This is a genomic window from Lysinibacillus sp. G1-3 (assembly GCF_056322905.1).
This window is the reverse complement of the sequence record NZ_JBWHYQ010000012.1, coordinates 60,174-86,769: the sequence shown is the minus strand read 5'-3', so window position 1 is coordinate 86,769 and position 26,596 is coordinate 60,174. Positions and strand designations below refer to the sequence as shown.

The window sequence follows — 26,596 nt, the reverse complement described above, 5'->3', positions numbered from 1 at the left end:
TAATCCCGGTTGCTACGTCTTTAATGCGAGAATTATGCCCGCAGAGGCTCAATATAAAGCCTACCAAAGTACATGCTGCTACGTTTATCTTGTCCAAGAAAAAGGCAATTTTTCAGTTGCGAAGTGCCTCATATTTCGAGTTTGAAATACACTGTTCCTCAATCATAAGATAGAGCCACTACCCTCTACCACTCTTGCCTTTTAATTTCATTGTATAAACTTTAAAATAAAACCGGTGGATGAATTGGAACAGATATAATCATTACTGCAGCACTCAGTATTAAGATTGATAATCCAACATTTTTCTTCATATTCACACTCTCCTTTAGATTTCAATAAATTGCATAGCTTTCTCAAACTTCTTTTCTTGTCGATAATACTCTCTCAATAAATTAGAAAATTGTTGGTGCATTTCTTTTAATTCTTCATTATCTGCTGTAAATGGAATTAACCTCCCTTCTAAAAAATCCATTGCTTTCTCTTTTTCTTCTCCTAGCAAATATAAATAGAAAGTAGCAAATAAATTAAAACTTAATTTTTTCTTATTTTTTGCTTCTTCCTTTAGAAAAGTAAAGGTTTTTATACTTTTCTCCGTTTGTTCTAAGCGAAATTGTGTAACACCTAAATTATATAAGCAAAGCAGATAATGATCACAGTTCTTTGACATTAAAGAAGCGCTTTTTTCAAAGTATATTAATGCATTTTCATATTCGCCTCTCATTTGGTACAAATCCCCCAAATTGTGATATATAGCAGGTAATAGCTGCTGTTGCTGTAATAGCTCCACATTTCTCACTAAATGTTCATAGATTTCGATTGCTTCGTGAAACACTTTTCCTCGAGAGTAATTGAGTGCCAGAGACATTAAAGTATAAACAATTCTTTTAAAATTAAATTGGTCCTTATAGAATTGAAGAGCTTTTTTCCCATAAATAATTGCTTGGCTTGGTTCTTCTAACCGCCCTTTTATTAAAGCGAAATGGTAGTAAAACTCTCCTTCTAGTGACCCTAGTTCTGGATGTATTTGAAGTATTTGAGTTAGTTCTTTAGCTGCTTCCTCATATTTACCTTTTGTTATTAAAACTAATGCACAATAATATGAATGTAAATACCTTTCATGTTGGGAAAAATTTTGTCGGTGGGCATTTAGCCATCTTAATTGATTGTCTGCTAATTTATGCTCTTTAACAAACACATAATAACGTAACTTATAAAGTTCATATAAATAAATAGATTCTGTAAAACCTATTATTTCTTCATATTCTTTTAATCTGCTCATCGTCTCTTCTACTTTCTCATTCTCTAGGTAATTTATATGTTTTTGTAAATCATTTAATAGACAAATAATATTTTGTTCGTTATTCTCTACATCGTGAATACTAATATTTAATCGTTCTAGCAGTAATCGTATTGTCTCGCTATTTGCTTCTTTATTATTATTCTCAATTTTACTTAAATGAGGAATCGAGCAAATCCCCATCGCCACCGAGTTCTGTGTCATTCCTAGCTTTGTACGATAGTACTTAATTAATGAACCTATTTTCATTTTCATAACCTCCCTATCGAATGACTATATTTTACATTTATTATAATCAAAATTTTCCCAATAATCAAAAAGCCTAAATTATGGTAGATTTAAATTGTAGTACTATAACTTAATTTGAAAAGGGGTTGGGATGAATGAAAAAAATGAAAAGTACGTTGCTAAGTCTTTTGATTGCAGGATCAGTAATAAATCCGGTGTACGCAACAGCAATGAATAGCGAAGATAGCTCAGGAAACGACGGTGGTCAGGAGACATTCCGTGTTTATGTTGAGGCAAACAAAAAATCAGAAAAATCAACATTAAAAACTCAATATTCTGCTCGTTGGGAATTAACAGAGAACGGATTTTCAACTGATATGAATGAAAAACAATTCGAAGCATTACAGAAGAATAAAAATTTCACAGTTACAAAAGTTCCTATCGTTACATTAGATACGATAGGTTTGGAAGACGATAGTATGGTAGAAAATGAAACCTTGGATTCGGTAACTTCTTTAAGAGCTTCTCAACAAATACCTTGGGGAATTAAAGCAATATATAACAATGATACTTTAACATCTACAACTGGAGGAAGTGGCATTAATATTGCCGTACTCGATACGGGTGTAAATACTTCTCATCCTGACCTTGTCAATAACGTAGAGCAATGTAAAGACTTTACAGGTGCGACAACACCCATTAACAACAGCTGTACAGACAAAAACGGACATGGTACACATGTTGCTGGTACGGCCTTAGCTGATGGTGGAAGCGATCAAGCAGGCATTTACGGTGTCGCTCCAGATGCTGATCTTTGGGCTTACAAAGTGTTATCAGATAGCGGCTCTGGATACTCAGATGATATTGCTGCTGCTATTCGACATGCAGCAGATCAAGCATCAGCTACTGGTACCAAAACAATTATTAGTATGTCTCTAGGTTCTTCAGCGAATAATAGCCTCATTTCAAGTGCTGTCAATTACGCATACAGTAAAGGAGTTCTAGTAGTAGCTGCAGCTGGTAATTCAGGCTATGCGCAAGGAACAATTGGTTATCCGGGGGCATTACCAAATGCAATCGCCGTTGCAGCTTTAGAAAATGTACAACAAAATGGGACTTATCGTGTAGCTGACTACTCTTCACGTGGTTATACATCTACAACTGGAGATTATGTAATCCAGGAAGGTGATATTGAAATCTCAGCTCCTGGCTCATCAGTTTATTCTTCATGGTATAATGGCGGTTATAATACAATTAGCGGCACATCAATGGCTACTCCTCATGTCTCTGGTTTAGCAGCAAAAATTTGGGCTGAAAATCCGTCATTGTCTAACACGCAACTACGTTCTAACTTACAAGCAAGAGCAAAATCAGTAGATATTAAAGGTGGTTATGGAGCTGCTATAGGTGATGACTACGCTTCAGGGTTTGGATTTGCTCGCGTTCAATAATTGTCAAAAGGTGAAGCATACTAACATTAGTAATACAAACCATAGCTTTGGTTTGTATTACTATTTTTTTGGTTCTAAACGTATTCAAACATATTTCTACAAGTAGGGGTGAACAGGTTGACCAGAAAACATTTTATCAATACCATTTGCAGTATCGTTCCCTTCAAATTCATCTTGTGCGATAAAGAGGATAAATCCAGTTACAACTTTACATAGTCCAATAATAACCTTCTTCATAAAAATCACCTCCAACCTTTCCATTACAGACTCCTTGTAATAAATTATTTTTTTAACAATTCACCATTCACTTGAAAACTACCTTCTTTAACTAATCTCCCTCTATAAACATTGATGTATCAACGGTTTCCACCACTTCGTGATGAAGAAAAAATATTTTTTTAATTGATTTATAAACATTATTTTTAATTTAATTTATAGTTATAATTTACAATTTGAGTGTACGCTTCGCTAAAACTAATGGGAATCATTAGCCTTTTTATCCACTATGTGATGCACAATGGATCTCTGCGATACTTATGACGACGTACCCTCCCATGTCTCTTAGCGTCATTTGCGCTTACAATTCCTTCATTCGGTCTATTCATAAAGTAGAGGCCTGAGAGACTCACCTCTCACACCACCGTACGTACGGTTCCGTATACGGCGGTTCGAAAGTTTTATGGTTTTAAAATGATTTGGGAGAGACTTTTTAAATTTTGTTTCTCCCAGTATTTATTATTTAGGGCTCTATTTATGATTGGATTATTGGATGAACGCCAATATCCCTTTCGGGTATTTGCTTTCTGTAAGCGTCGTTCGGGCAGATACCAAGTTTCTTAAGGTTGCAATACTTGGTTGTGGTTTTCTTCCACTCTTTCCATCGACACGCTCTCAATCTTCGGCGTTTATGGGCATCCATCTTTTTAGCGTATTCTCCAATGTCCCCGATTTTAAAGTAATTAACCCATCCCTGAATCAGGTAGTTGTGGTATTTAATTCTTTCATCCATTCGAAGATGGCTCCGGCAACTTACCGAAGCCATCTCATTGCGGCTTAACTTACAACTACATCCCTTCTTATTAAACTGTCTACAAAATTGGGTTCAGTTCATTTTCAAACATGAGCTTTTTTATTTTGCTTCCCTTAATCAATCACATTTTCCTGGAACGAAGCTTGTGTAAAATGAACCTGCCTATATGTAAAATGTATGTAAAATGATTTCAACTCTTATCGTTTCCTATCATAACCCCCAAAAATGTAAAAAGCTCATAAACCCTGTTATATCAAGGTTTATGAGCTTTCTTAACTTTTTAATCGTAACGTAAATATACGTAATGATACCGGTGATTGGGATCGAACCGACACTTCAAAGGAACACGATTTTGAGTTATAGTAGATTCTATTAGTTCCATTTCTATTAAATCTGTCAATATTTAGTCCTCATTTTTGGTCTTAAAAAATTGTAGAAAAATATCGCAAAAAAATAATACGATTCTCCAATAAACGCCAAATTCAAAGAGATCCTCTTGACGTATAACGACCGTTAATACAATACCTAAACTCCCGCTTTTCCGATAATAGCCTTTATCCGTGCTTGTTCTTCATTCTTATCCATGTATTCAAAAAATCCAAGACGATTTCCCCAAGGGTCAGTAAATGTTCCCCATTTAGCTGAAACTTCTGGTCTTGAGTAAATTTCAAAATTATCAATGTTAAGTTCTTTTATAAGCCTTTCTCTTTCAGCTTCGATATTTGTAACACCTAAACGTAAAGGACCATTTCCTTCAGTAAGATTCCCTTCTGCTACTTGTAACCAACAGCCAGGTATAAGTTCCCACTCTACAAAACCATCATGTGGTATGAAATCCGGTCTCTTATTTAACAGTATTTCATACCACTTACGCCCTTCTTCGATATTAGATACTCGTACTTGAGTAGTCGTTTCAAAAATCATTTTAAACCCTCCAGATTATAATATGTATATTCTTTTCAATACATTTCATTAAAAACCCTTTAATCAAATCAATTAGACCTCGGCATAATTGCGTACGGAGGCTTTTATGATGTTGATTTTGAAGAGATAAAGAGGAACTGATTTGTATCAAATATGGCAAGAAGATCAGAAGAATATGTCACAGTTAGTTTAGTAGGAGATAATCTTTTTAAAGGGATTGGCTTGCAATAAATAACAAAAAGAGAAATTGCGCTGTGCAATTTCTCTTTTTGCTTGAACTTAAATTAATTATAACTCATCCTCGGTCACTTCAAATTATTTTTATTACCGTTTCCGTTTCCGTTTCCGTTTCCATTTCCATTTCCATTGCCGTTTCCGTTGCCATTTCCATTTCCATTTCCATTTCCATTTCCATTTCCATTGCCGTTTCCGTTTCCGTTTCCGTTTCCGTTTCCGTTTCCGTTGCCATTTCCATTTCCATTTCCATTTCCGTTTCCGTTTCCGTTTCCGTTGCCATTACCGTTGTCATTCCCTGGCTTTACAACCAACACATCAAACGTTAGTGTGTTCTCACCATACGTTACCGTAATCGTTGTATTACCTTGACCTTTTCCTTTTACAGCCCCATCTTTTACAGTAGCTATTTTATCATCCGCTACTTCGTAGGTTGCAAGATTTGTAACATCTTTTTCTGTTGTTTTACCATCAAAAGTAGTTACTTCAGTAATCTTAACTGGAACTTCTTTACCTATTCTAGTTTCAACCTGAGCTTGATCAATTTCTAATGTTACTATAGGTGTTTCTATAACAGGTGCTTTAACTGTAACATTTAAAGTAACTTCATTATCACCGTATGAAATAGTAATTGTAGTCGTGCCCTCACCTACTGCAGTTACTAATCCATTTACTATTGTTGCAACATTTTCATCTGCAACAACATAAGTAGCTTTTGAAGTTACGTCTTCCTCTGTTGCGTCACCTTCTGCAGGCGTTGACGTTTCTGTTACCGTAAGTTGTGCAGTTTCTCCAGCTGTTAGATCTAGCTTAGTTGGATTTACAGAAAGTGTTACTACTGGTTCTACTACTTCTTTTTCATATATCTTCGCTTCACCAACATTCCCGGCAGCGTCTTTAATTATTACTGATACAGCACTAGTTTCTGCTGTTACTGGGAATGTGAAGCTACCGTCTTGATTTAATTCAAAAGCAACTGGAGCTTGTACTTCACCATTTACCGTCGAAACATAGGAAGCTTTTAATTTATCATTTAAATTGTAATCTAAACCGTATAAATATAACTCTTCATTGTAGTCGATATACTTATCTGCTACTTGTCCTGTAGCGACACCTTTAGCTACTGAACCAGTAATTTCTGGTTTAGTCGTTTTCACGATAATTGGTCCAACATAATCGGAAACTGCTCCTGATGCTGCAAGACCGGTGAAGTCAATTGTATACAGACCATCTGGAATCTTTGTGGCAGGTGCTGTCCCCCATGGTTTGTATTGCCCACCAATATTCAGCGTATAAGAGCCTTTTCCTAGCGCAGTACCTGCATGTAGATAACCAATGTAGCCGTCTCCGTATTCTCCACCTTCAGGATTCATAATATCCCAAAGCTCGATATAGTTAGTTGTTACATCTCCAGTTAATGTGAATGAAAGTACAGCTGAGTCTTTCACTCCATCTCCGTTAAAGGATAGGTCTGTTTCTGTAATCTTAAAATCTTTAATTGCAGTTGCTTCCGCACCGCCAAGGTCAGCTGCGAATGGCAATGAAATTTCTGTATCTCCACCGCTGATGTAAATATACCCTAGTATTTCAGAGCCGTTTGGCGCCGTAGCTTGTGAAGCAGTTAATGTAATATTTAAAACTTGCTCACCATCTAGATTAAATGTCGGCTGATCTACTGTAACAGTTGCATCACCAAATGTTTTTGTTACATCAATTGATACGTTATAATTGCCGCCGTTCCCTTTAATATCTTTTACTAAAACTTGTTTCGTTACAGAAATATCTCGGTCTTTAAGTGATTGTGGACCGAAAGTAACTGTACCTTTCAAGTTTTCTGTAACTACACCAGTTCCATCTAAAATTGCGCTATCAAGTGCATAGGCAAGAATTTCCGGATGAGCTGCTGCATAAGGATCTACACGCCCTGCACCTTGTGAAAACACATCGTATTTTGTTTTATCTATAACCTTCGCTGTATTAGAAAGCGCCACTTTTACATCGAACGCGTTCCAATCCGGATTTGCTTGTTTAACTAATGCAGCAATACCTGCAATATGCGGTGTTGCCATAGAAGTCCCTGTTTTACGACCATATGCTTCCCCATAATCTGCATTAGGGAAATCTTTTTTATACATTGGAATCGTTGACATAATGTTTGTTCCAGGTGCACTTACATCTGGTTTAATGTCAAAGTTTGGTGTAGATGGTCCACGTGAACTTGAATCGTTTACATCATCCCCCAGTGTCTTTGTGGAAGCGAATTTACTAAAGCTTACTTTTCCGGCTCCGCCTGCTAATGCAGCGCGAATTGCAGCGCCATCCGTTTGAGACATATCAAATGTTGGCAGGAACTCAAATGAATCACCCAGGAATGTACCTGAAATGTTCGGTGCATTCGTTCCACCAGCAAAGTTATGAATAATTGTTGCCACTGCTCCTTTTGCCTTTGCATTCGCAATTTTATCAACGAATGCGATACTGCCACGAGAAATCAATGCCACTTTACCTTTTACATCAATTCCTTCAAAGTCTTTTACTTCCCCGTTTCCAGGAACTGCAACTAGGTCAAATTCTCCTTGAAGCTGTGTTGCTAAATCTTTCCCAAAAGTCGTTCCCATTAATGGAAGCTGTTTTGTTAAGTTGTAGTTGCCAACTTTAACATTCACTTCCCCGTTATACATTGTTTCAGGATTTGTTGTGTTACCAACAGCAATTCCTAAACGAGCAGTTGCAGGCGTGCCCATTGTTCCGCGATTTGGACCTTCATTTCCTGTTGCAACTACTCCGATTGTTCCAGCCATCATTGCATTATTAATAGCAAATGAACCAGCATCCGTTTCAGAGTTAGCTCCTCCGCCAAGTGAAAGGTTGATAACGTCCATTTTTTCTTTTACAGCAGTTTCAATTGCTTTAACAATACCGGATGTAGCTCCACTTCCGTATGCCCCAAGAACTCGGTAAGCATAAAGGTCTACTTTTGGAGCAATTCCTTTAATACCGAATTTGTTAGCTCCGATTGCTGCAATTGTTCCAGCAACATGTGTACCGTGAGAAGTATAGAACGCGCTTCCCTTTTCATTAAATTCAGGTGTCCCGGCTGGACGCTCCGAAGGCGATGTTTCCGATGCATCGTCATCTGCCCTAGGCTTCGTGTATGTTGCTGAATTCGGAATGAAGTTTTTTCCACCTTTATAAACTCCAGCAAACTCAGGGTGATCTACATCAATACCAGTATCTAATACTGCTACTTTTATCCCTTGTCCTTCAAGTCCTTCCTTCCAAAGCTGTTCGATGCCAAGGAAAGAATTACTTGTATTCATTTGAGCTTCTAATTGATCTTCCTTAATAAGTTCCGATGATTTCGTATTATCTTCTGATGCGGAAACAATTGCATCAGGTTCAATTAATGTAATTCCTTCTACTGTAAGCAGTTTCGGGAGATCATTTGCTTTCACAGTTGCCGCAAAACCGTTTAAAACAGTATCAAATGCATATCCTTGAGTCATCTGAACATTTTTAGCAGCTAACTCTTCTTTAACTTCTGCTTGTTGTTCTTTTACATTTGAACGAACTTCATTTGCTTGGGCTTTAGAGAATTCTTCACCTTTGACTTCGCTCATTCCTTGCTCTAGTGCCACAGGCTTTTCAGATAAATGAACGATGACTGCAACTTTTTGATTACCTGATACATTTTGTAAGCTTTCGTGAAGAGTTGGACCATCTTTAGACAAGCTTAGCTGTTCAGCAATAGCCGCCTTTTGTTGAATTATACTTTCACTTTGACCATCCTGCTTGAATGGCTTCGATTCTTCAGCACTAGCACTCGACAATGGAACCAATAGATAAAGCACCATAACGAAAGCTAGAATACTACTTAAGAACTTCGTAAACTTAAACTTTTTCAAATCTCATTTCCCCTTCCACCTATAATTGTCACACTTTTCAGTTTAGTGTGATATTTCCAATTTATCACAAATAAACTAATATGAATATCGGAATATTTAAACATTTTAAAATATTGATAATTTGTATCAATTTATCAAATATAGATTAAATCTATATTCCTAGTAATTTTATAAAAAAAGTAGAACTTTTAAATGAGAAATGACCTACAGTAATTCAGTAATTTTTTCATTATCCTATCAAGGCAGCAGTTGTAGATATAGTCGGTGGTGTAGTTTCTTATAGAAAATTAGGAGAGCAGTAAGAGGTAGTGATTGGAGGGGAATCAGAATATGCAGCTCTTTTTTTCTTATGTATAATAGACGGTTACTGGGAGCTTCCGTTGAATGTAATGACAATACTGTTGTTTAATTTTGAAGCTAAAAAACGCATAACACCGTCCACATTTGCGGACGGTGTAAAATAAAGTCGTTTAATTTTGGGTACAATTTCCGAATAAGAACTCGTAGATGTGACAATAAGGTCGTATAAACCAACAAATGCGCCCTTTATTGAATAATAATTTTCTTCAAATATTTCAGTGAAGGCTTTTTTTGAACTACCCCCACTTATCGACCTTCCGGTCTAGATTGAAGTGCGAGATTCTTGGGAACAGAGCATACTTGTTGGTGTATTTCTTTACCAACAGCGGTTTCTCTTATTTACCAAGCTATCTCCGTAGATTCCTACGGTTCTATGATTATTCAAACCGAGGCTAATGTTCGTAAGTCTTCAGCTAGAATATTTTTACTAGCATTTATATCTCTATCGTGGTTTGCATGACAAATAAGACAAGTCCAGTCTCTTATTTTAAGAGATTTCTTGCCATCATGATGTCCACAATCAGAACATATTTGGCTAGATGGAAACCATCTGCTTACTTTGACGATTGTTTTGCCATACCAAGTCGCTTTGTATTCTAATTTAGATACAAAAGCAGACCAAGATACATCAGAGATTGATTTAGCTAATTTATGATTACGCAACATGCCTTTTGCGTTCAAGTCTTCGATACAGATGATATCGTGGTTTTTGATGATCTCTGTACTCAACTTGTTTAAGTAGTCATCCCGTTGATTGATGACTCTTTCATGTAATCTAGCAACTTTACGCTTTTGCTTCTGATAGTTTTTCGCATCAAGAAGATCGATTCCTTTATTTTTAGCGATTAATGCACGTCTTGATAATTTGCGTTGCTCACGTTTTAAATTCTTCTCCATTTTGGAAGTGAACTTATGATTGTCAATCTTGTGACCATCAGAAAGGATAGCAAAGTCAGTAATTCCTAGGTCGATACCGATAGCAGAATCAGCTTTTTCAAGTGGTTGTATGTCAACTTCTGTAAGAATGGACACGAAGTATTTTCCGCTTGAATTTCGTCTAACAGTAACATTCATAATACGTCCATGTACCTCACGACTTTTGGCAAACTTAACAAAACCGAGCTTTGGTAGCTTGATCTTATTATCTACAATAGCAATATTGCCGTTTGTATGCTTAGTCGTATAAGATTGAACGTTGTTTTTCTTAGATTTAAAACGTGGTTTGTCATTCTGCTTTTTGAAAAAGCGATTATATGCATCTGCGAGGTTTTTAATTGCTGATTGAATAGCAATGCTGTCAACTTCTTTCAACCATTCTAGCTCCATTTTGAGCTGCGGTAGTCGAGCAGAACAAGAATTGTAAGTCAGACCTTTACCAGTTTCTTTGTATACGTCATTCCACATACCTAAGAAGTGATTAAAAACAAAACGAGAACAACCGATTGTTTTCGCAATCAGTATTTCCTGCTCTTTATTTGGGTAGATTCTGAACTTATAAGCTTTTTTGACTAACAATGCTTTCACCTCACTTCATTCCTTGGTTTTCGATGTATTTTCTAACCACATGAATGGGAGAACCACCAGTAGTTAACAAAAAAACTTCTTGACCAGAACATTTCTTTCCAAAGTTTTTTACGAACTAATGGGAAGTCACGTTTTATCAGTCGGGAACTAGCACTCTTATACGCATTGATGAACTTAGATAATTCTGTATTAGGTTGTGCTTTAAACAAAATGTGAACATGGTCTTTGGGTATAATCACGCCTTCCTCTGATATGCCTGATTATACAATAAGGCATGATGTGTATAAATACTTTTGGCTAACGCCAATCATAATTCATCTCCCACCTATCACTGGGTTACGCCCTGCACGTGATTGAGGAAGGAGTCTTCTTGTGGAAAACCGATAAAACGCCATTTACTTATTTGTTTCCGAGTTGTTCCGCCAAACCGATTAGAAGTCCTTCGATTCCACGAATGTAGCAGAGCCGATACGAGTCCTCGTACTGAACCACTTCGCCAACGAGCTGAGCACCATACTTTGTGAGTCTGGATACCATTTCGTCAATGTCTTCAACGGCGAACATGACACGTAAATAGCCGAGGGCGTTTACAGGCGCAGTCCGGTGATCTGATATAGTAGGTGGGCTGAGAAATTGCGAAAGTTCAAGTCGACTGTGGCCATCCGGAGTAACCATCATAGCAATCTCTACACACTGAGAACCCAATCCAGTTACGCGACCAGCCCATTCCCCTTCGACAGTGGCTCGCCCTTCAAGGTTCAAGCCAATCTCCTCGAAAAAAGCGATTGCATTATCAAGAGATTCTACAACGATGCCGACATTGTCCATTCTTAGTAATTTGTTTTCTGCCATAGTCTTATCTCCTTATGTGTAAAAATTTATTATCTGATTTTCTATTAAAAAGTTACAAATTCCTTCCAAACAAAAAACACCTTGTCACAGTATATTTGATCAATCTTTTTTCGAAATGGAGTGTTTTTGCGTTTGCTGATAAATAAAGGTTGAAAGAAAAAGTCTTTATTCTAAAGCTACATGTATATGATTAGCTAACAACTTTTCCACCTGGGATTTAAGAGCTTGATTCGCATAACGAAGTACTACATCATTACCTGCAGTGGCAATTTGCACGTCACTAAAGTATTCATCTACTGGCTGCCAACCTACTACTCGTATACGTTGCTGTGCAAGTTCTCGTTTTAGGCTAAAATATTCTTGTCTTAGATCCTTTAGCAATGAATCCATCATTGGAAGAAATACCGTTTTCATTTTAAACTGCTCTAATTTACAATAGTCAACCTGCAATGATTTAACAGCTAGCTCTAACAAAAGATACTTATGAAGTAACTGTCTTTCGTCGGCTTTAATCATAATAATCAGCATCCAGTTGGGCTGATTGAATACTTTGGATTGGAATACTTTTCGTTTTAAGTAGTGTTTCAAGTATGAGTTCATTAGTATTCATCGATTTAATTATTCCCGTCCATTTTGTGATTTTGTAGTCCTTCCACACTTCTAATTTTATGTCCAATTGCTGATTAAAAGCTTGATCAATTGTTTTCTGTAGCTCTTCCAGCTCCCATTCAGTCAATTCTCTTGGCTGTTCTGTGCACTCTTGTTTGTACTCTCTAAGAAGCTCCAAATGCTCCGGCAACATCATCGATGCCCATTTAATATTACCTCTGTCTTGTATCATTAATAAATCACTCCTATGCCAAATGACCACCAACTAGGCGATCTCGATTAATAGCTGTACCAGCTTTTGTGAAAGAAACTGCTCTTAATATGGATGTTGCTCCAAACCGATTGCGTATGGCATCCATAGTAGGTCCTATAATTTGACGCTGTGGTTTGCGTTCGTCAAATAAATCTAATTGGATACTATGCTCTCTTTCGAGGTTCGTTATTCGGACAGATAATTGACGAGCTGGCTCCCCTGCAAAGTATTCATCCAGTAATTCAAGACAAGTTTTATACATCACAAGAGTTTCACTTGTTGGCACTGCAATTGTTTTAGACCGATGGAATCCTTTGGTCATGGCGTTTCGACTATAAGAAAGACCAATACTAATTGTACGACCCACATAACCTGCATCCCGCGTTCGCTTCATTACGTCCTCACACATTTCAAGGAGCACTACAGAGATTTCTTTTCGTGTATGGTAATCCCTCATCAGCATTTGTCCCTTCCCAAAACTTAAAGCTCCGTTTGTTATTAACGGCTCCCCTAATTTGGATAAATCTATTCCCCATGCATGGTAATAGAGTTGATTGCCCATTACACCAAATCGCTTTTCTAATTCTTTTAGATCTGTATTAGCCAAACCACCAACTGTTTGTATTCCCATAGCATTTAGATTTACTTCCATTCGTTTTCCTATGCCCCACATTTCCGATAGAGGTCGTACAGGCCATAATTTCTTTGGAATATCCTCATAAGTCCATCTAGCAAAGCCTGTTTTCTTTGCTTCAAGATCTAAAGCTAATTTAGCTATTAACATATTTGGTCCCATACCTACTGCACTAGGTATATTAAATTGGTCAAGAATAGCCTTTTGTATTTCCTTAGCCGTTTCTTCTGGTGAACCCCAAAGCTTTTCAGTGCCGGTTAAATCAACAAAACTTTCGTCTACACTATACACATGTATAGCATCAACCGGGACGTAATTAGAGATTAGCTTTGTAATCGTCATCGACATTTGAATAAAGAAACTCATTTTAGGCTCAAACAATCTAATGTCAGGATGTTTAGGTATTTCATAACGACGACTACCAGTTTTGATACTAAATTTTTCTTTCATTAAGGGGGATGCAGCAAGCACTACGCTACCTGGTTGGTCAAAATTTGCTACTACTGCAACTGGAGTTTTTAAAATATCTAGCCCATGTAACATCGCTACGATACTGGCGTAAAAGCATTTCATATCGATACACATAATAGGTCTATTGGGCATACTCTCATAATTCATACAACTTCACGTCCCCTACTAACAAAAGGAATAACGGCTAGAACGTTACTAATCAAAAAAGTACGTTTTGCATGTCTTGTAAAACAAAATGCTTGAAATGAATCACCAACAATTTTAATGACTTTTACATGCCTTTTTGTTATGGAACCATCTTTTGCTACATACATCATGTTCATTAATTGTTTGCGCTGCATAGCTTTAATCAGTTGTTCTCTCAACGTAGTTTCCTCCCATTACCTCTCGCAATTTTTTAATTGGCTAATCACTATATCTTGACTTTCAATTTCTACCGATATGCCTACTAGTAAAGGATTAACTTCCATAAATTGAATCGCACCTGGACTTCCAAACCTTTTATATCCAATTTGAACCAAAATATCTCCTATACAGTTATTTATTATTGGCACAATGATTTTCCCCTTTACTTATCATACGTAAGAACACTTGTTTGTATACATATTAGAACAAACGTTTGCTTTTTGGCAAGATTAAATTTTTGGAAATAAAATAAAAGTAGGTACTAAAAGCATTGAATCTACCGCTGTCAAGTAAACAAATGCGTTATCCTTTTATGAATTGTTGTATCACCAATCGAATATGTGCAACTTTTCAAAATAGAAAAAAATACTGTTTAAAGGCTACGAAAAATAATTTACGAAGAAAAAATAGATAAGTATATAGTAGTATTTAAGAAAAGCAAATATGGGAAATTATTTTTAAATAATTCTATGTTTAAAGACAAACCTATTTATTTTAATTTATCTCATAGTAATGGCCTACTCGCCTGTGTGATAGGTTTAGATGAGGTAGGAGTTGATGTTGAACGTATTTGTCCTGTGGATTTCAATATTATGAAGCACATTTTTAGAATAGAAGAAATGATTATGTATTAGAGGTAAAAACTTTGTTTGAAAAGGAATCAAGATTTTATATATATGGACAAGAAAAGAGGCCTTTTTAAAAGCAATAGGAATGGGATTTTATAAAGACCCTCTGAGTTTCCAAGTCCCTATTAAGGAAGACAAAACTAACAATGAGTACAACTATTACACTTTTAACCTTTATTCAGAGTACAAAAAAGGAAAAGGACAAGGTGTTTCTCCCTAGTCGTTGGTCAGGGGCTACACGTGATTGGAGTCTGGTAGAAGAAGTTTGGCTTAATCCGGAAAAACCGACGTTTATTCAAGCTAAGCAAAAAGTTCAAAAATAGCTATCCACCGACACCGTGAACTACTAAAAGAATTCACGAACAACGGCACACGGTTTATTCGAAACTATTTTGAAGAGAAACAAAAGATAACCCCCGTAATTATTGTAGGTTTGCATACGTTTGCTTCAAAGATAATTTTAACCCTCAACGTTCCTTTGACGCCAGGTAGAACGGAGATCCATCTGAATCCTCGCAAATCAAATTTTCTGTGAAAAGTGTGAAGTAAAAATGTCCCCTGAGGGCTATTGTTTGCCTGTTACCACATTTGAAGTGGAGACGGACAAGTGCTTTCCCCTCATTTTTTTAATTAAGAATAGTATACTTTTTCTACTTTATATAATGTATGCTCGATAGTCGAGCAGAGAACGGCATCCACTTTGTAAAATTTAACTCGAAAGTATAAACTTTTCAAAAAGTTCTTTATATTATTTTTTTGCTTAAAGGCAGGGAGAAATTCTGAATTTTTCTCCACATCACCAAAACTTTGAATCCATTGCTCTACATAAGTCTGACTAAGTATTTTTCTATTTAAAACACTAATTATGGATTTTACCATTCTCTCATCTTCCCCATCGGAGTAAATTCGATCTGTTATGGTCATCTTTTCGTAAACCAAATCGAGGATAGTTAAGAGGTCATTTTTATCCAGTTCGGAACATTGAGCCAAATCTTCTAAAGCATCTGCTGCATGGGCTATAGCATGAGCCCAGCCTTTTTCTTCGTCATACCCACGGTAATCTCGCTCTTCTTGTACATTGTAAAATACTTTCTCTTTTATCTGATGAATTTGCTCTCTTGAGAGAAATGGTGATTCTCTATGCCTCATGAAGAGGAGCGGTATGACTAACATGGAGAAAGATCGAGTGAAGACAGAGTCTGTATTTGTTTCACCAAGCTTAAAAAGCAAATGGTTTTTATCCAAAACAATCGGTAGAAGTTGTTCTAGTTCGTTTGCTGTTAGAGAATTATCAGGAATCCAATGCGATAAGGTTGTATAGATTAGCTCATCACGTAGTTGGGCATCCAAAGAACCGATGTTATTTATCATTTCTAGTATCAACTGGAATGTATCGGGGGGTGCTTGGTACCCATTTTCTTTTATTAATATCAACTTTTCTTTTAAATTCATTTTACACGCTCCTACTAGAAATTTTCTGAACTAACTTTTTCAAGGGTTTCTCTGATACGGCTTCTTCCGTACCCTTCTTCCCTTACTATAAGAGACACTCCGCAATAGCAGAAAGGAATAAATTATTTTCAAGCGGTTTATTTCCTGATAAAATCCATAAAATTCCGCCTCCTTCGATTGTATTTTATACGAAAACTTGCTATCTAAAAAACTTCCCCACCCGATTTTAGGATAAAGAACCCATATAATAATTTTCAGTTTTTTCATTGTAAGTTAATGGTTAGTTAGTTATCATTTGTATATTAAATTAAATTAATCCAAAGAACAATAACTAATGGAATTTAAATTTTGGCGTGTATTGATATTGATGCCGAAGAAGTTTTAACATTAAATACTAATGCTGATATTTTTCAGTATGATGGAATTATCTACAAAACGGCTACCTTCAGACGCGAAATCCCATTTTATTCACTGCACAAATCTTTCATATGTATAGGGAATATAGATAGGCTGAGAGAAAAAAGAAATAGTCAATCTTCCTGTTTGCCAAGGTTATTGTCCTATCCTAGCACCCTCTTTAAATATCTGAATTTTCAAAACACCAATCAATTGATTTAAAGTATAATTTAGGCGTAGGAGAAATATAAAGAAAGTCTGAAAAGTAGATGCTATTCCATTCCCTTCACAGACTTTCTATTATCAATTGTAAAAATTCAATTTTTCATTGCCTGAAACAGTTTTTGCGCATAGCTATCCGTGAATGTAAAGCCATCTTTCCCTTTACAACACTCATCAACAATCTCGCCAGATTTCATCACATAAATGCGTTGACATAAATATGAAACAGCCTTTAAATCATGTGAGATAAATAAAATAGCCATGCTGTGCTCTTTATTCAATGAAATTAATAAATCAATAATCTCACGTTGAATCAAACGGTCTAAGCTTGAAACGATTTCATCACATATTAACAATTTGGGCTGAATTAGAATGGCTCTTAATAAATTTACCCTTTGCCTTTCACCACCACTTAGCTCATGTGGAAAGGAATTTAATATATTCGTTGATAGCTTGACCTTTTCGAGCATTGTTTGCCAATAACAATCTGACTTTTGTTGCTGTAATGGCTCCGTTAAAATTTCTCTGACCGTCCAAACTGGATTGAAAGCGGCAGTCGCGTTTTGAAAGATGATTTGGCAGTTTTCATATAAAGATAGACGATTTTTCTTTGTAATATAGGTTTCATTAAAGCGAATTTGGGCTTGCTCTGCCTGCTCTAGCTGCATGATGATTTTAGCCAACGTACTTTTTCCACTGCCACTTTCACCAACAAGCCCAACGATTTCTCCATGTCCAACGTTTATATTTATATGATGTAGTACTTGCTGCCCTGTGTAGCTTTTATTAATATTTTCAACGTGAAGCAACAAAACCACTCCTTCTAAAAATGATTCGCGACAAGTCGCTTTGTATACGAATGTTTTGGCGCCTCAAAAATTTCCGACGCTTGTCCAGTTTCAACAACCTCGCCGCTTTTCATTACCACAATGGAATGGGCAGTCGAAACGGCCATTGCTAAATCGTGCGTAACCAATAATATCGTCGTTCCAAGTCGGTTATTGAGGTTTTTCAATAGTTTAATAAACTCTTGTTGATGAAGCATATCTAGCGCCGATGTTGGTTCATCAGCTATTAGTAATGCAGGCTCATTGTAAAACGCACAAGCTAGCATACACCTTTGAAGCATGCCTCCTGAAAGCTCAAAGGGATAGCGTTGTAAAATATCTTCGCTTAAATCTAGGTCCTTAAAGATCAAGGACATTTTTGAGAGAAACAGCTCTTCCTTATGACCTAAGCGTTGTCCGCTAAACATATATAATTGCTTCCTCATTTTTGTCGTTGGTGAAAAGCTGTTTGCTGCGTCCTGAAAAATTGTGAAGAAATTCGTTTTTCCTACCGTCGACCTTTCCTTTGACGACATTGCTAGGACATTGCTGTCATGCCAGAATATCTCTCCTTGAATGTCCGCCTGAGCAGGTAATATACCTAGAATTGCGGAAATTGTAGTACTTTTACCGCTACCACTTTCACCAATAACAGCTGTAATTTTATGTTCTGGGACAGTGAAGGAAATATGTTGGATTAAATTCTTATTATTAATGCTAACAGAAACGTTTTTTAGTTTAAGCATGTGAACGCTCTCCTCCTTGCTTGAAAGCCCCACCAATCATTTGTACGCATAAAATCGTCACAAATATTAAAATGCCTGGGAAAAGCCCTATCCACCATGCACCAATCAGTAAATCATTTTGAGCAGAATTCAACATGGTTCCCCAGGAAGGTGTTGTGGGTGGTACGCCAATTCCTAAAAAGCTCAATGAAACTTCTGTAAAAATAGCCCCAGCAAAATTAAACAATGTCACGATAAAAATTGCTGGGTAGATATTACGCAATAAATGCCCAACAAAAATCTTCCATATAGGTGTGCGGAACATGATTGCCATCTGTACAAACTCTGCTTCCTTCAGACGAATAAATTCAGAGCGCACAATACGTGCCGTAACAAACCACCCTGTTGCCCCCATTATGAACGCCATACTCCAGACATTGCCTTGCAATATCGCTTGGAAGGCAAGAACGATAACTAACGAAGGAATCGTTAACAAGGCTTCAAGAATTCGCATCATGACTGCATCTACAGCGCCGCCAAAATAACCGCTTATACCACCATATAGTATGCCAATTAAGCTGGAAATCACTACTGAAACAACCGCAATTAAAAGTGTTACCTGTCCACCAACAAGTAAACGTGAAAGTACATCTCTGCCTAGCTGATCTGTTCCAAGTATATGTGTCGGAGTAGGAGCTTCATAAGTATGGTTCATATCCATTGCATTTGGCTCATAGGGCGCAAGGAAGGAAGAAAAAATAGTGACAGTGAAAATAATGCACAGTATCACAAGCCAAAAGATTGATAGTTTCCGTTGTTTTCTCATTGCCAAGCACCTCTTTTCAGCTTAGGATTTAAAACAATCATGATGATATCGATTACAAATAGGCACAAAATAACGACCACCCCAATAATAAGGATGCCTCCCATTAAAAGTGGAAAGTCTTTAACCATTACCGATTTCACTAGAAGCTGCCCTAAGCCTGACCAACCAAATAATGATTCTACAACAACGGAGCCACCAAAGAATGATGGAATCGTAACCCCTACGTAATTGAGATATGGGATAATGGAATTCCGTAAAATAGCACTACGTATTTCTCGATGTGCCACACCATTTGCACGAGCAACCTGTACATAGTAACTTGAGTTTTCAACCTTCACACAATCCTGTAAAAAGCGTGCGAATATCCCTACATGTGAAACAACAAGTACAATCACAGGCAGGACGAGATGGCGCATTCTATCTATTAATCCTCCATCACCACGTATATCGTTCATTCCTGATGACGGGAGCCAGCCAAGCTGTACGGAGAATACAATGATTAATACAATACCTATCCAAAATGGTGGCACAGCTGAGCTAGCCACGCTAAAAACGGATAATCCACGATCTAGTAGCGTACCCTCATTTAAGCCTGCATGAAGTCCTAACCAAATAGAGGTAAGCGCTACAATAAACAAGGTGATACCCACTAGCTGTAAGGTGTTAGGTAATCGCTCTAGTAAAATCGTTAAAACCGGTCTTCCTTCTTTTGCGGAATATCCTAAATTGCCTTGAGCAGCTTCATGAAGCCATGTTCCGTATTGATAGAAGATGGGTTTATCTAAGCCAAAAGCTTTTTCAATGCGCTCTTGCTCGGCTGCAGTTAATGTTTGTGCATTGCCTCCATAATAAGCCGCTGCTGGATTGCCAGGAGCGGCTTGTAATATAAAAAAAGAGAGGAAGCTCACGATAATGAGGACAAGTGTCCCCATTATCAATCGCTTCCCAAGCCACTTAGCGATCATTCCATTTCCACTCCTCAACATTCCATAAGAAGCCCGCTCCGTGGTGACCCAAAATACGTTCTTTTACACCACTAATATTTTTATTAATGCCATAAACCGCATCTACATAGGCAAAATAAGCAAACGGTGGATCCTCTGCTAGCACTTTTTGTAATGCCATATAAACTTCCTTACGTTTGTTAGGATTAACCGTTGAACGCCCTTCCCCTAACAACTCATCGACATTTGCGTTAGCATAGCTTCCGTAATTATAGCCAGCACTCGTTAAGCTAGACTCACCTGAATGGAATAGGCTATAGGTATGGTGGTCTGCATCATAAGGACTTCCCCAGCCAACCATAAACGCTTCTGTATCTTCAATGACAATATTACTCCAATCTAAGGCGGCCACTTCCACATCTGCGCCAATCACTTTATAACCCTCGGCTACATAGTTTGCCATATTTACACGTACTGTATCTGTAGCAGGGGCAGTAATGGTAAAACTAAGTTTTTTGCCATCTTTATAGCGGAAGCCGTCATCCTTTAGCTTCCAGCCGGATTGCTCAAGTAACTGCTTGGCTTTATCTAAATCGTATTCATAGTGCTCAATGCTGTCGTTGACATAAGCGTGTTTCTGTAGTGGCGAATATGCTTCTGTACCAAAGCCATGTAAGATGCCTTTTACAATTCCTTCACGATCTACCGCAAAGCTCATTGCTTTACGTACATTCAAATCCTGCCAAAGATTAAATTTCATATTAAATAAAATGCCACGGTAATCCGCTGATTCAACCTCGTACATTTTTAAATGCTCTACTTTAGAAAGTTCATCCACTTGATTAGGGTCAAGTAACGCAATATCAACCTCCCCAGACTTTAACTGTAATGCACGAACATTGCTGTCTGGAATAAACTTAAAGATGACCTTTTCAATAGAAGCTTTTGTACCAAAAAATGTTGGGAATGCTTTCAGTGTTAAACTCGTGCCACGATCCCATTTAGCAAACATATATGGACCAGCACCAATAGGCTCTTGGTTAAACGTAATTGTTCGCATGTCCTGCCCCTCAAACGCATGCTTCGGCAAAATCGGGACTGTCAGCTTATCGAGCATTGGCGTAAAAGGTTCATCTAAAATGAGTTTCATAGTCGAGTTATTCACTTTTTCCATTGCTTTTACATGAATAAAATCAGACTTTAAAAACGAGGCATTTTGATCGTCTAAAATACTATCGATTGTAAAAATGACATCATCAACTGTTAAAACCTGCCCATCGTGGAATTTGACATCATTTTTTATAGTAATCGTATATGTCAACAGGTCATCCGATATTTGAACATTTTCTGCAATGTCATTCACCGGATTATTGTGCTCATCAAAACGCATTAATCCACGAAATAATAAAGCATCTAAATTTGTTTCCTCTAAAATAGGGTTTAAGTTTGTAAATTCAGATTCTGAAGCATATATAAGTTCATTTGCATGTGATGTCGCTTCAGCAGATTGTTGCTGTTTTGCACCTTCACTAGACAATTTGCTACAACCCATAAGACCTAGTAACAGTGCTGTTCCTAGCAAACTTACTAAAAACTTTTTCAATTCAATTCACTTTCTCCTTTAAACAAACAAGCGCTTTAAATTAGCGAGGCAACATGTATAAACATTCGATTGATTTCTTTATGTAGAATGCGTTGCTCTTTAGAAAGCCATCTACAATGAATCGCATGATCCGTAAGCCGCGTTACGCTTGCTTCTAGTGAGCTCTCCTGTAGTATCATATCCTGTAAGTCTCTTATGTTAAGGTTTTTAACCTGTGGTGAAACAATCCATAATGATCCGATGTATAGCGCTTTTTCAAGCAAGCCCATGGATGATAAATCCATTTCTTGTGGCTTGAATAGTAATGTATCAAATGCTATTAATGCATCCTCCACATATAGCTGATAGATTGAGCGAAATGCCTGATAATCAAAGATTTCTCCGCGCATTTCCCTTCCTGGTGCAATGATTTCTCCCCAAATTAGTGTCGCGCTTTCCTTCATGCGAATCGTTGTATCCACCTGAAATTTCGCCCTCTCAAATGGAATGGTTACCTCGGGCATCCATTCTAAGCGAGCCTGCTCCTCCAATTCAACCGAAATTGACTGTGTGCATCGTTCGCCTGTATGAGACGGATATATCTTTAATGCTGATTGTTGCTTCAAGCGCACTTGACTATTAGCAGCAAGTTTAACGTTGATTTCATTTCGGTCACCTGCCACCATACCACCTGAGGATTCCATAATAAAAACAGTAGCTGTTGGATTATTTCCTTCATATAATTCTCGACTTGCCTTCAATGGGGGCTGCTGGTACACATGAACAAGTCTTGTGTATCCTCTTCTAAGCTCAAATGCCATCTCTAGCTTGCCAAAGTGATTTACTTTTCCCTGACTAGACATTGCCGTCAACTGCTTCTGCCCCTTCTAGTAACATATGATGCTGAATCCATGCGACAACCTGATCCACATTCGTTTGAGAGCGAACATCAGCAAAAATATATGGACGCCCACCTCTCATTTTTTTCACATCTTGATCCATCAGCTCTAAATCAACATCAACATGTGGAGCAAGCGATGTTTTATTTATTAACAACAAATCTGAACGTGTTAAAGCTGGGCCACCTTTTCGTGGAATATCCTGGCCTTCTGCTACGTCAATAACATAAATATAGCCATGAACAAGCTCAGGACTAAATGTAGCCGATAAGTTATCTCCACCACTTTCAATGAAAATAATATCTAAATCGGGAAAGCGTCTATTCAAGTCATCAATGGCCGCAAAGTTCATCGACGCATCTTCACGAATAGCTGTATGTGGGCATCCACCCGTTTCTACACCAACGATACGCTCCTCATTTAAAACACCATTCGTAATCAGGTATTGGGCATCTTCTCGTGTATAAATATCATTAGTAATAACCGCCACATTGTATTGCTCATGCATAGCGCGTGTTAATTGGTCTACCAGCGATGTTTTTCCTGAACCAACTGGCCCACCGACTCCAATTTTTATTGGTTTCATTAATCTTCACTCTCTTTCTACGAAATAAATAATCTTGAAAATAAAAATTCATGCTTCATGGATGCAAGCTCAATCCCTAATGCGTTATTGGCCAAATCATCAATGGTTAAATCTATCACCTTTTTGGCTGCTTGCTCTACATAAGCAAGTAGTTCGTGTAATGCTTGTACCCCTGTATTTTGTCCAAATGGAACAGATCGTACCGCATTTTGCACTAAGCCACTTATGGATGCATACATAAAAGTCATGATAGCATGATAGACATTGATACCAAATTCTTCACAATAAACACCATAAAGAACTGCATAATGTCCCTTCACTTCTTCACGCTCTATTTTTTCCTTCCATTGCTCTATAAAAGGTTTCTCTACAAGAGGTGCTACTGTTCGAACAAATTGCTTTCCGACATTGACACTAGCATCTCTCGATTCCTTCGCAAGTTTCATAGCCCCGCAAAGCTCATCAAGCTTCTTTAAACGAGCTTCGTCTTTGCTTACCGCTGCATGAAACGACTCCTTAATGATAATGGCATCACCATATACTAAGTTTTGCATTAAGTACGCTTTGCAAAACTGAATTAACTGTTCCTTTGTGCGAATTAAATCTCTTTGAATATAGGTTTCCATTCCGTATGAATGCGTATAGGACCCTATCGGAAATGCGGAATCATGAATTTGTAATAAATGCAATATGGATAAATCAGTGAGAGTGTCCACGGTATTTGAACGGTTGTTTAAAACGTCGCTCTGTCGTTTCATAGTTTACTCCTATTTCATCTAATAATGGATTGATCGTATGATCTGCACGTACGATGATTTCATTATTTTCAATCAAGCAAGGTGTATGACGATTCCCTAATTCAAATGCAGATTTCCCCATTTCAACCATATCTTTCGGCGTAATAACAATCACAGGCTCTAATTTTGTGCGAATAGCGATACGACGGTTGTCATCTTCAAATAATAAATCTCCATATAGTAAAGGTTCTTCTCCATCAATACGTAAAGCAATGTCAGTTCCCTTATCCGTTTCTGTGCGAAGAATACGTTTGCTTAACTCTTCCCATTCAAGCTCAATCCATTCCGTGGATTTGTGAGTAAATTCTTCCTCGTTGGCAATATTACCGATAATTTTTTCTATTAACATAGTATAGGCACCTCATATTTTAATGGATTTAAATGGCTGCTCCTCTGTAAATCTCATATAGAAACTTCATTTTTCTTGCAATTCAATCTTTTCATTACAATTAGAATAAGAAATACCGTTGGGACATTGGTAGTACATCTACTGGCTCACAAGTTGCTAGCTCACCATCAATTTTCACTTCGTACGTTTCTGGATTAACATCAATTTTTGGGGTAGCGTTGTTAAGCTTCATATCAGCTTTACCAATATTCCGACAATTTTTCACCGTACCAATCATTCGATTTAACCCTAATACTTCTGGTAATCCTTCTTCCACAGCAATCTTTGGTAAAAACGTCATTCCGCAATTTTGTGGCCCTTGTCCATAGTAGCCAAACATACGTCGCCCTTGCATAGGCTGTGGAGTAGGGATCGATGCATTGGGATCACCTGTAATACCATAAACGGCAATACCTGCTTTAATGACCAACTCTGCCTTTACGCCAAAGAAGGCTGGTTCCCAGAGGACAATATCTGCTAACTTTCCTTCTTCCAGTGATCCTACCTCATGACTAATTCCATGAGCGATCGCTGGATTAATATTAAGCTTCGCCATATAGCGCTTCACGCGATAATTATCATGATCCTTACCTTCATCCTGTGGCAGGGAACCACGTTGTTTTTTCATTTTGTCTGCCGTTTGGAACGTTCTTATTGTCACTTCACCGACACGCCCCATTGCTTGGGAATCGGATGACATAATACTTAAAATCCCTAAATCCTGCATAATATCCTCTGCAGCAATTGTTTCTGGACGGATACGTGAATCAGCAAATGCCACATCCTCTGGGACATCATGTTTAAGATGATGACACACCATTAGCATATCTAAATGCTCATCAATCGTATTGGTTGTAAATGGTTTCGTGGGATTCGTAGATGCTGGTAAAATATTAGGTAATGACGCCATGACTAATTGGTCAGGAGCATGTCCTCCACCCGCACCTTCCGTATGGAAAATATGAATAACACGTCCATCAATAGCATTGATCGTATCTTCCACAAAACCAGCCTCATTCAATGTATCAGAGTGAAGTGCCACTTGAATATCATACTCGTCTGCAACGGATAAGCTTTGATTTAGCGCTGTAGGGGTTGCGCCCCAGTCCTCATGGATTTTCATGCCGATTGCACCAGCTCGAACCTGCTCAATAATCGGTTCTGGATCAGATGCACTACCCTTTCCTAGTAATCCAACATTGATTGGGAATCCTTCAACTGCTTGAAGCATTCTATGTAAATGCCATTCACCGGGAGTTAAACTTGTCGCTTTTGAGCCAGCAGCTGGACCTGTACCACCCCCGATAAAGGTAGTCGTACCTGCTAGTAATGCTGTTTCTACCTGATCTGGGCTGATAAAGTGAATATGTGTGTCGATCGCCCCAGCCGTTGCAATTAAACCTTCCCCAGCATATACCTCTGTTCCAACACCGATGATCATATCCTGACCGACACCGTCCATACTGTTCGGATTTCCGGCTTTTCCAATACCAATAATTCGGCCATCTTTAATACCAATATCAGCCTTTACAATACCTGTATAATCAATAATGACTACATTGGTAATAACCGTGTCGAGAACACCCTCATTTCGTGTATTCTTACCATTTTGCCCCATAGAGACACGTAGCGATTTTCCGCCACCAAATACACCCTCATCCCCATAGCTTGTATAATCCTTCTCTATTTCAACCCATAGATCGGTATCCGCTAATCGAACTTTATCTCCAACTGTCGGTCCAAACATTTTTGCATACGCATCATGTGTCACCCTCATTTTTCCTCAGCTCCTTTAAAACCACCTTCAATTGCCTTGTCTAAAATTTCGTCCTTATGATGTGTAGAGCCTTCTGTTAGTTTGTCCAAACCAAACACATAACTTTTACCACCAAACTCGACAAGCTCTACTTCTTTCTCTTCACCTGGTTCAAAGCGAACTGCTGTACCTGAAGGAATATTTAGATGCATCCCGATTGCCTCTTGCCGATTAAACTCTAAAAATCTATTCACTTCAATAAAATGAAAATGCGAACCAACTTGTATCGGACGATCACCAGTATTAGCAACGACTATCGTCTTAGTAGCTCGTCCTACATTCATTTCGATTTCGCCTTTAGCTGGGCGAATTTCTCCAGGAATCATAGAC

The 26,596-nt window shown here is 37.7% G+C and carries 26 protein-coding genes and 1 pseudogene; 2 read left to right on the top strand and 25 right to left on the bottom strand.

Features of this window, described 5'->3' with window-relative positions:
- Nucleotides 1-325 precede the first annotated feature (325 nt).
- Nucleotides 326-1,546, bottom strand: a complete 1,221-nt coding sequence (locus ACVYAD_RS14350; RefSeq protein WP_476426905.1) for a helix-turn-helix domain-containing protein — start codon at nt 1,544-1,546, stop codon at nt 326-328.
- 134 nt (nt 1,547-1,680) lie between these two features.
- On the opposite strand from ACVYAD_RS14350, the gene ACVYAD_RS14345 reads away from it, so the two are divergent.
- On the top strand, nt 1,681-2,976 hold the full coding sequence (locus ACVYAD_RS14345) for a S8 family peptidase (protein WP_476426904.1): 1,296 nt from the start codon (nt 1,681-1,683) through the stop codon (nt 2,974-2,976).
- Between the two features lie 96 nt (nt 2,977-3,072).
- On the opposite strand, the gene ACVYAD_RS14340 is transcribed toward ACVYAD_RS14345, so the two are convergent.
- From ACVYAD_RS14340 to ACVYAD_RS14285, 12 genes and pseudogenes are all read right to left on the bottom strand, one after another.
- Complete coding sequence (locus ACVYAD_RS14340) at nt 3,073-3,213, bottom strand: hypothetical protein (RefSeq protein WP_476426903.1); 141 nt, start codon at nt 3,211-3,213, stop codon at nt 3,073-3,075.
- A gap of 514 nt (nt 3,214-3,727) precedes the next feature.
- Nucleotides 3,728-3,985 carry a group II intron maturase-specific domain-containing protein gene (locus ACVYAD_RS14335; protein ID WP_476426902.1) on the bottom strand — a complete coding sequence of 86 codons (258 nt, stop codon included), beginning with the start codon at nt 3,983-3,985 and terminating at the stop codon, nt 3,728-3,730.
- A gap of 546 nt (nt 3,986-4,531) precedes the next feature.
- Entirely contained in the window at nt 4,532-4,930 is a 399-nt protein-coding gene (locus ACVYAD_RS14330) for a VOC family protein (protein ID WP_476426901.1), read from the bottom strand.
- Nucleotides 4,931-5,235: 305 nt separating this feature from the next.
- Nucleotides 5,236-9,069: a S8 family serine peptidase gene (locus ACVYAD_RS14325; RefSeq protein WP_476426900.1), complete on the bottom strand. Its 3,834-nt coding sequence runs from the start codon at nt 9,067-9,069 to the stop codon at nt 5,236-5,238.
- Between the two features lie 741 nt (nt 9,070-9,810).
- A complete protein-coding gene (gene tnpB / locus ACVYAD_RS14320; RefSeq protein WP_476426985.1) occupies nt 9,811-10,944 on the bottom strand; it encodes an IS200/IS605 family element RNA-guided endonuclease TnpB in 1,134 nt (377 codons plus the stop codon).
- 10 nt (nt 10,945-10,954) lie between these two features.
- Nucleotides 10,955-11,177: pseudogene (tnpA, locus tag ACVYAD_RS14315) on the bottom strand (IS200/IS605 family transposase); the annotation flags it as partial.
- Between the two features lie 175 nt (nt 11,178-11,352).
- Nucleotides 11,353-11,805 (bottom strand): VOC family protein, encoded by a 453-nt coding sequence (locus ACVYAD_RS14310; protein ID WP_349658224.1) that lies wholly within the window; start codon nt 11,803-11,805, stop codon nt 11,353-11,355.
- 165 nt (nt 11,806-11,970) lie between these two features.
- Nucleotides 11,971-12,321, bottom strand: coding sequence for a YhjD family protein (locus ACVYAD_RS14305; protein WP_476426899.1), 351 nt, complete (start codon nt 12,319-12,321; stop codon nt 11,971-11,973).
- Nucleotides 12,314-12,646 carry a YolD-like family protein gene (locus ACVYAD_RS14300; protein ID WP_476426898.1) on the bottom strand — a complete coding sequence of 111 codons (333 nt, stop codon included), beginning with the start codon at nt 12,644-12,646 and terminating at the stop codon, nt 12,314-12,316. Before ACVYAD_RS14300 ends, ACVYAD_RS14305 begins: the two co-directional genes overlap by 8 nt.
- A gap of 13 nt (nt 12,647-12,659) precedes the next feature.
- Entirely contained in the window at nt 12,660-13,919 is a 1,260-nt protein-coding gene (locus tag ACVYAD_RS14295) for a Y-family DNA polymerase (RefSeq protein WP_476426897.1), read from the bottom strand.
- Nucleotides 13,916-14,137, bottom strand: coding sequence for a transcriptional regulator (locus ACVYAD_RS14290; RefSeq protein ID WP_476426896.1), 222 nt, complete (start codon nt 14,135-14,137; stop codon nt 13,916-13,918). The genes ACVYAD_RS14295 and ACVYAD_RS14290 overlap by 4 nt, the downstream gene beginning before the upstream one ends.
- A gap of 15 nt (nt 14,138-14,152) precedes the next feature.
- Complete coding sequence (locus ACVYAD_RS14285; protein ID WP_476426895.1) at nt 14,153-14,326, bottom strand: hypothetical protein; 174 nt, start codon at nt 14,324-14,326, stop codon at nt 14,153-14,155.
- A gap of 626 nt (nt 14,327-14,952) precedes the next feature.
- On the opposite strand from ACVYAD_RS14285, the gene ACVYAD_RS14280 reads away from it, so the two are divergent.
- Nucleotides 14,953-15,129, top strand: coding sequence for a hypothetical protein (locus tag ACVYAD_RS14280; RefSeq protein ID WP_476426991.1), 177 nt, complete (start codon nt 14,953-14,955; stop codon nt 15,127-15,129).
- A gap of 307 nt (nt 15,130-15,436) precedes the next feature.
- Here ACVYAD_RS14280 and ACVYAD_RS14275 read toward each other — a convergent pair whose 3' ends face one another.
- The 12 genes from ACVYAD_RS14275 to ACVYAD_RS14220 all read right to left on the bottom strand — a co-directional run bounded on the left by ACVYAD_RS14275 (nt 15,437) and on the right by ACVYAD_RS14220 (nt 26,592).
- A complete protein-coding gene (locus ACVYAD_RS14275; protein ID WP_349658231.1) occupies nt 15,437-16,258 on the bottom strand; it encodes a DUF2785 domain-containing protein in 822 nt (273 codons plus the stop codon).
- 713 nt (nt 16,259-16,971) lie between these two features.
- Nucleotides 16,972-17,694 (bottom strand): ABC transporter ATP-binding protein, encoded by a 723-nt coding sequence (locus ACVYAD_RS14270; protein ID WP_476426894.1) that lies wholly within the window; start codon nt 17,692-17,694, stop codon nt 16,972-16,974.
- A 5-nt stretch (nt 17,695-17,699) separates the two neighbouring features.
- Complete coding sequence (locus ACVYAD_RS14265) at nt 17,700-18,449, bottom strand: ATP-binding cassette domain-containing protein (protein ID WP_476426893.1); 750 nt, start codon at nt 18,447-18,449, stop codon at nt 17,700-17,702.
- On the bottom strand, nt 18,442-19,254 hold the full coding sequence (locus ACVYAD_RS14260; RefSeq protein ID WP_476426892.1) for an ABC transporter permease: 813 nt from the start codon (nt 19,252-19,254) through the stop codon (nt 18,442-18,444). Before ACVYAD_RS14260 ends, ACVYAD_RS14265 begins: the two co-directional genes overlap by 8 nt.
- Entirely contained in the window at nt 19,251-20,219 is a 969-nt protein-coding gene (locus tag ACVYAD_RS14255; protein WP_476426891.1) for an ABC transporter permease, read from the bottom strand. Before ACVYAD_RS14255 ends, ACVYAD_RS14260 begins: the two co-directional genes overlap by 4 nt.
- Nucleotides 20,209-21,801: an ABC transporter substrate-binding protein gene (locus tag ACVYAD_RS14250; RefSeq protein ID WP_476426890.1), complete on the bottom strand. Its 1,593-nt coding sequence runs from the start codon at nt 21,799-21,801 to the stop codon at nt 20,209-20,211. Before ACVYAD_RS14250 ends, ACVYAD_RS14255 begins: the two co-directional genes overlap by 11 nt.
- Nucleotides 21,802-21,836: 35 nt before the next feature.
- A complete protein-coding gene (locus ACVYAD_RS14245) occupies nt 21,837-22,643 on the bottom strand; it encodes an urease accessory protein UreD (protein WP_476426889.1) in 807 nt (268 codons plus the stop codon).
- Complete coding sequence (ureG, locus tag ACVYAD_RS14240) at nt 22,636-23,265, bottom strand: urease accessory protein UreG (protein WP_349658237.1); 630 nt, start codon at nt 23,263-23,265, stop codon at nt 22,636-22,638. The genes ACVYAD_RS14245 and ureG overlap by 8 nt, the downstream gene beginning before the upstream one ends.
- A 17-nt stretch (nt 23,266-23,282) precedes the next feature.
- Entirely contained in the window at nt 23,283-24,023 is a 741-nt protein-coding gene (locus ACVYAD_RS14235; RefSeq protein ID WP_476426888.1) for an urease accessory protein UreF, read from the bottom strand.
- Nucleotides 23,965-24,411: an urease accessory protein UreE gene (locus ACVYAD_RS14230; protein ID WP_476426887.1), complete on the bottom strand. Its 447-nt coding sequence runs from the start codon at nt 24,409-24,411 to the stop codon at nt 23,965-23,967. The genes ACVYAD_RS14235 and ACVYAD_RS14230 overlap by 59 nt, the downstream gene beginning before the upstream one ends.
- 100 nt (nt 24,412-24,511) lie before the next feature.
- Nucleotides 24,512-26,227 carry an urease subunit alpha gene (gene ureC, locus ACVYAD_RS14225; RefSeq protein WP_476426886.1) on the bottom strand — a complete coding sequence of 572 codons (1,716 nt, stop codon included), beginning with the start codon at nt 26,225-26,227 and terminating at the stop codon, nt 24,512-24,514.
- The gene (locus tag ACVYAD_RS14220) at nt 26,224-26,592 is read right to left on the bottom strand and encodes an urease subunit beta (RefSeq protein WP_349658241.1); all 369 of its coding nucleotides are present in this window, start codon (nt 26,590-26,592) and stop codon (nt 26,224-26,226) included. Before ACVYAD_RS14220 ends, ureC begins: the two co-directional genes overlap by 4 nt.
- Between the last annotated feature and the right edge of the window lie 4 nt (nt 26,593-26,596).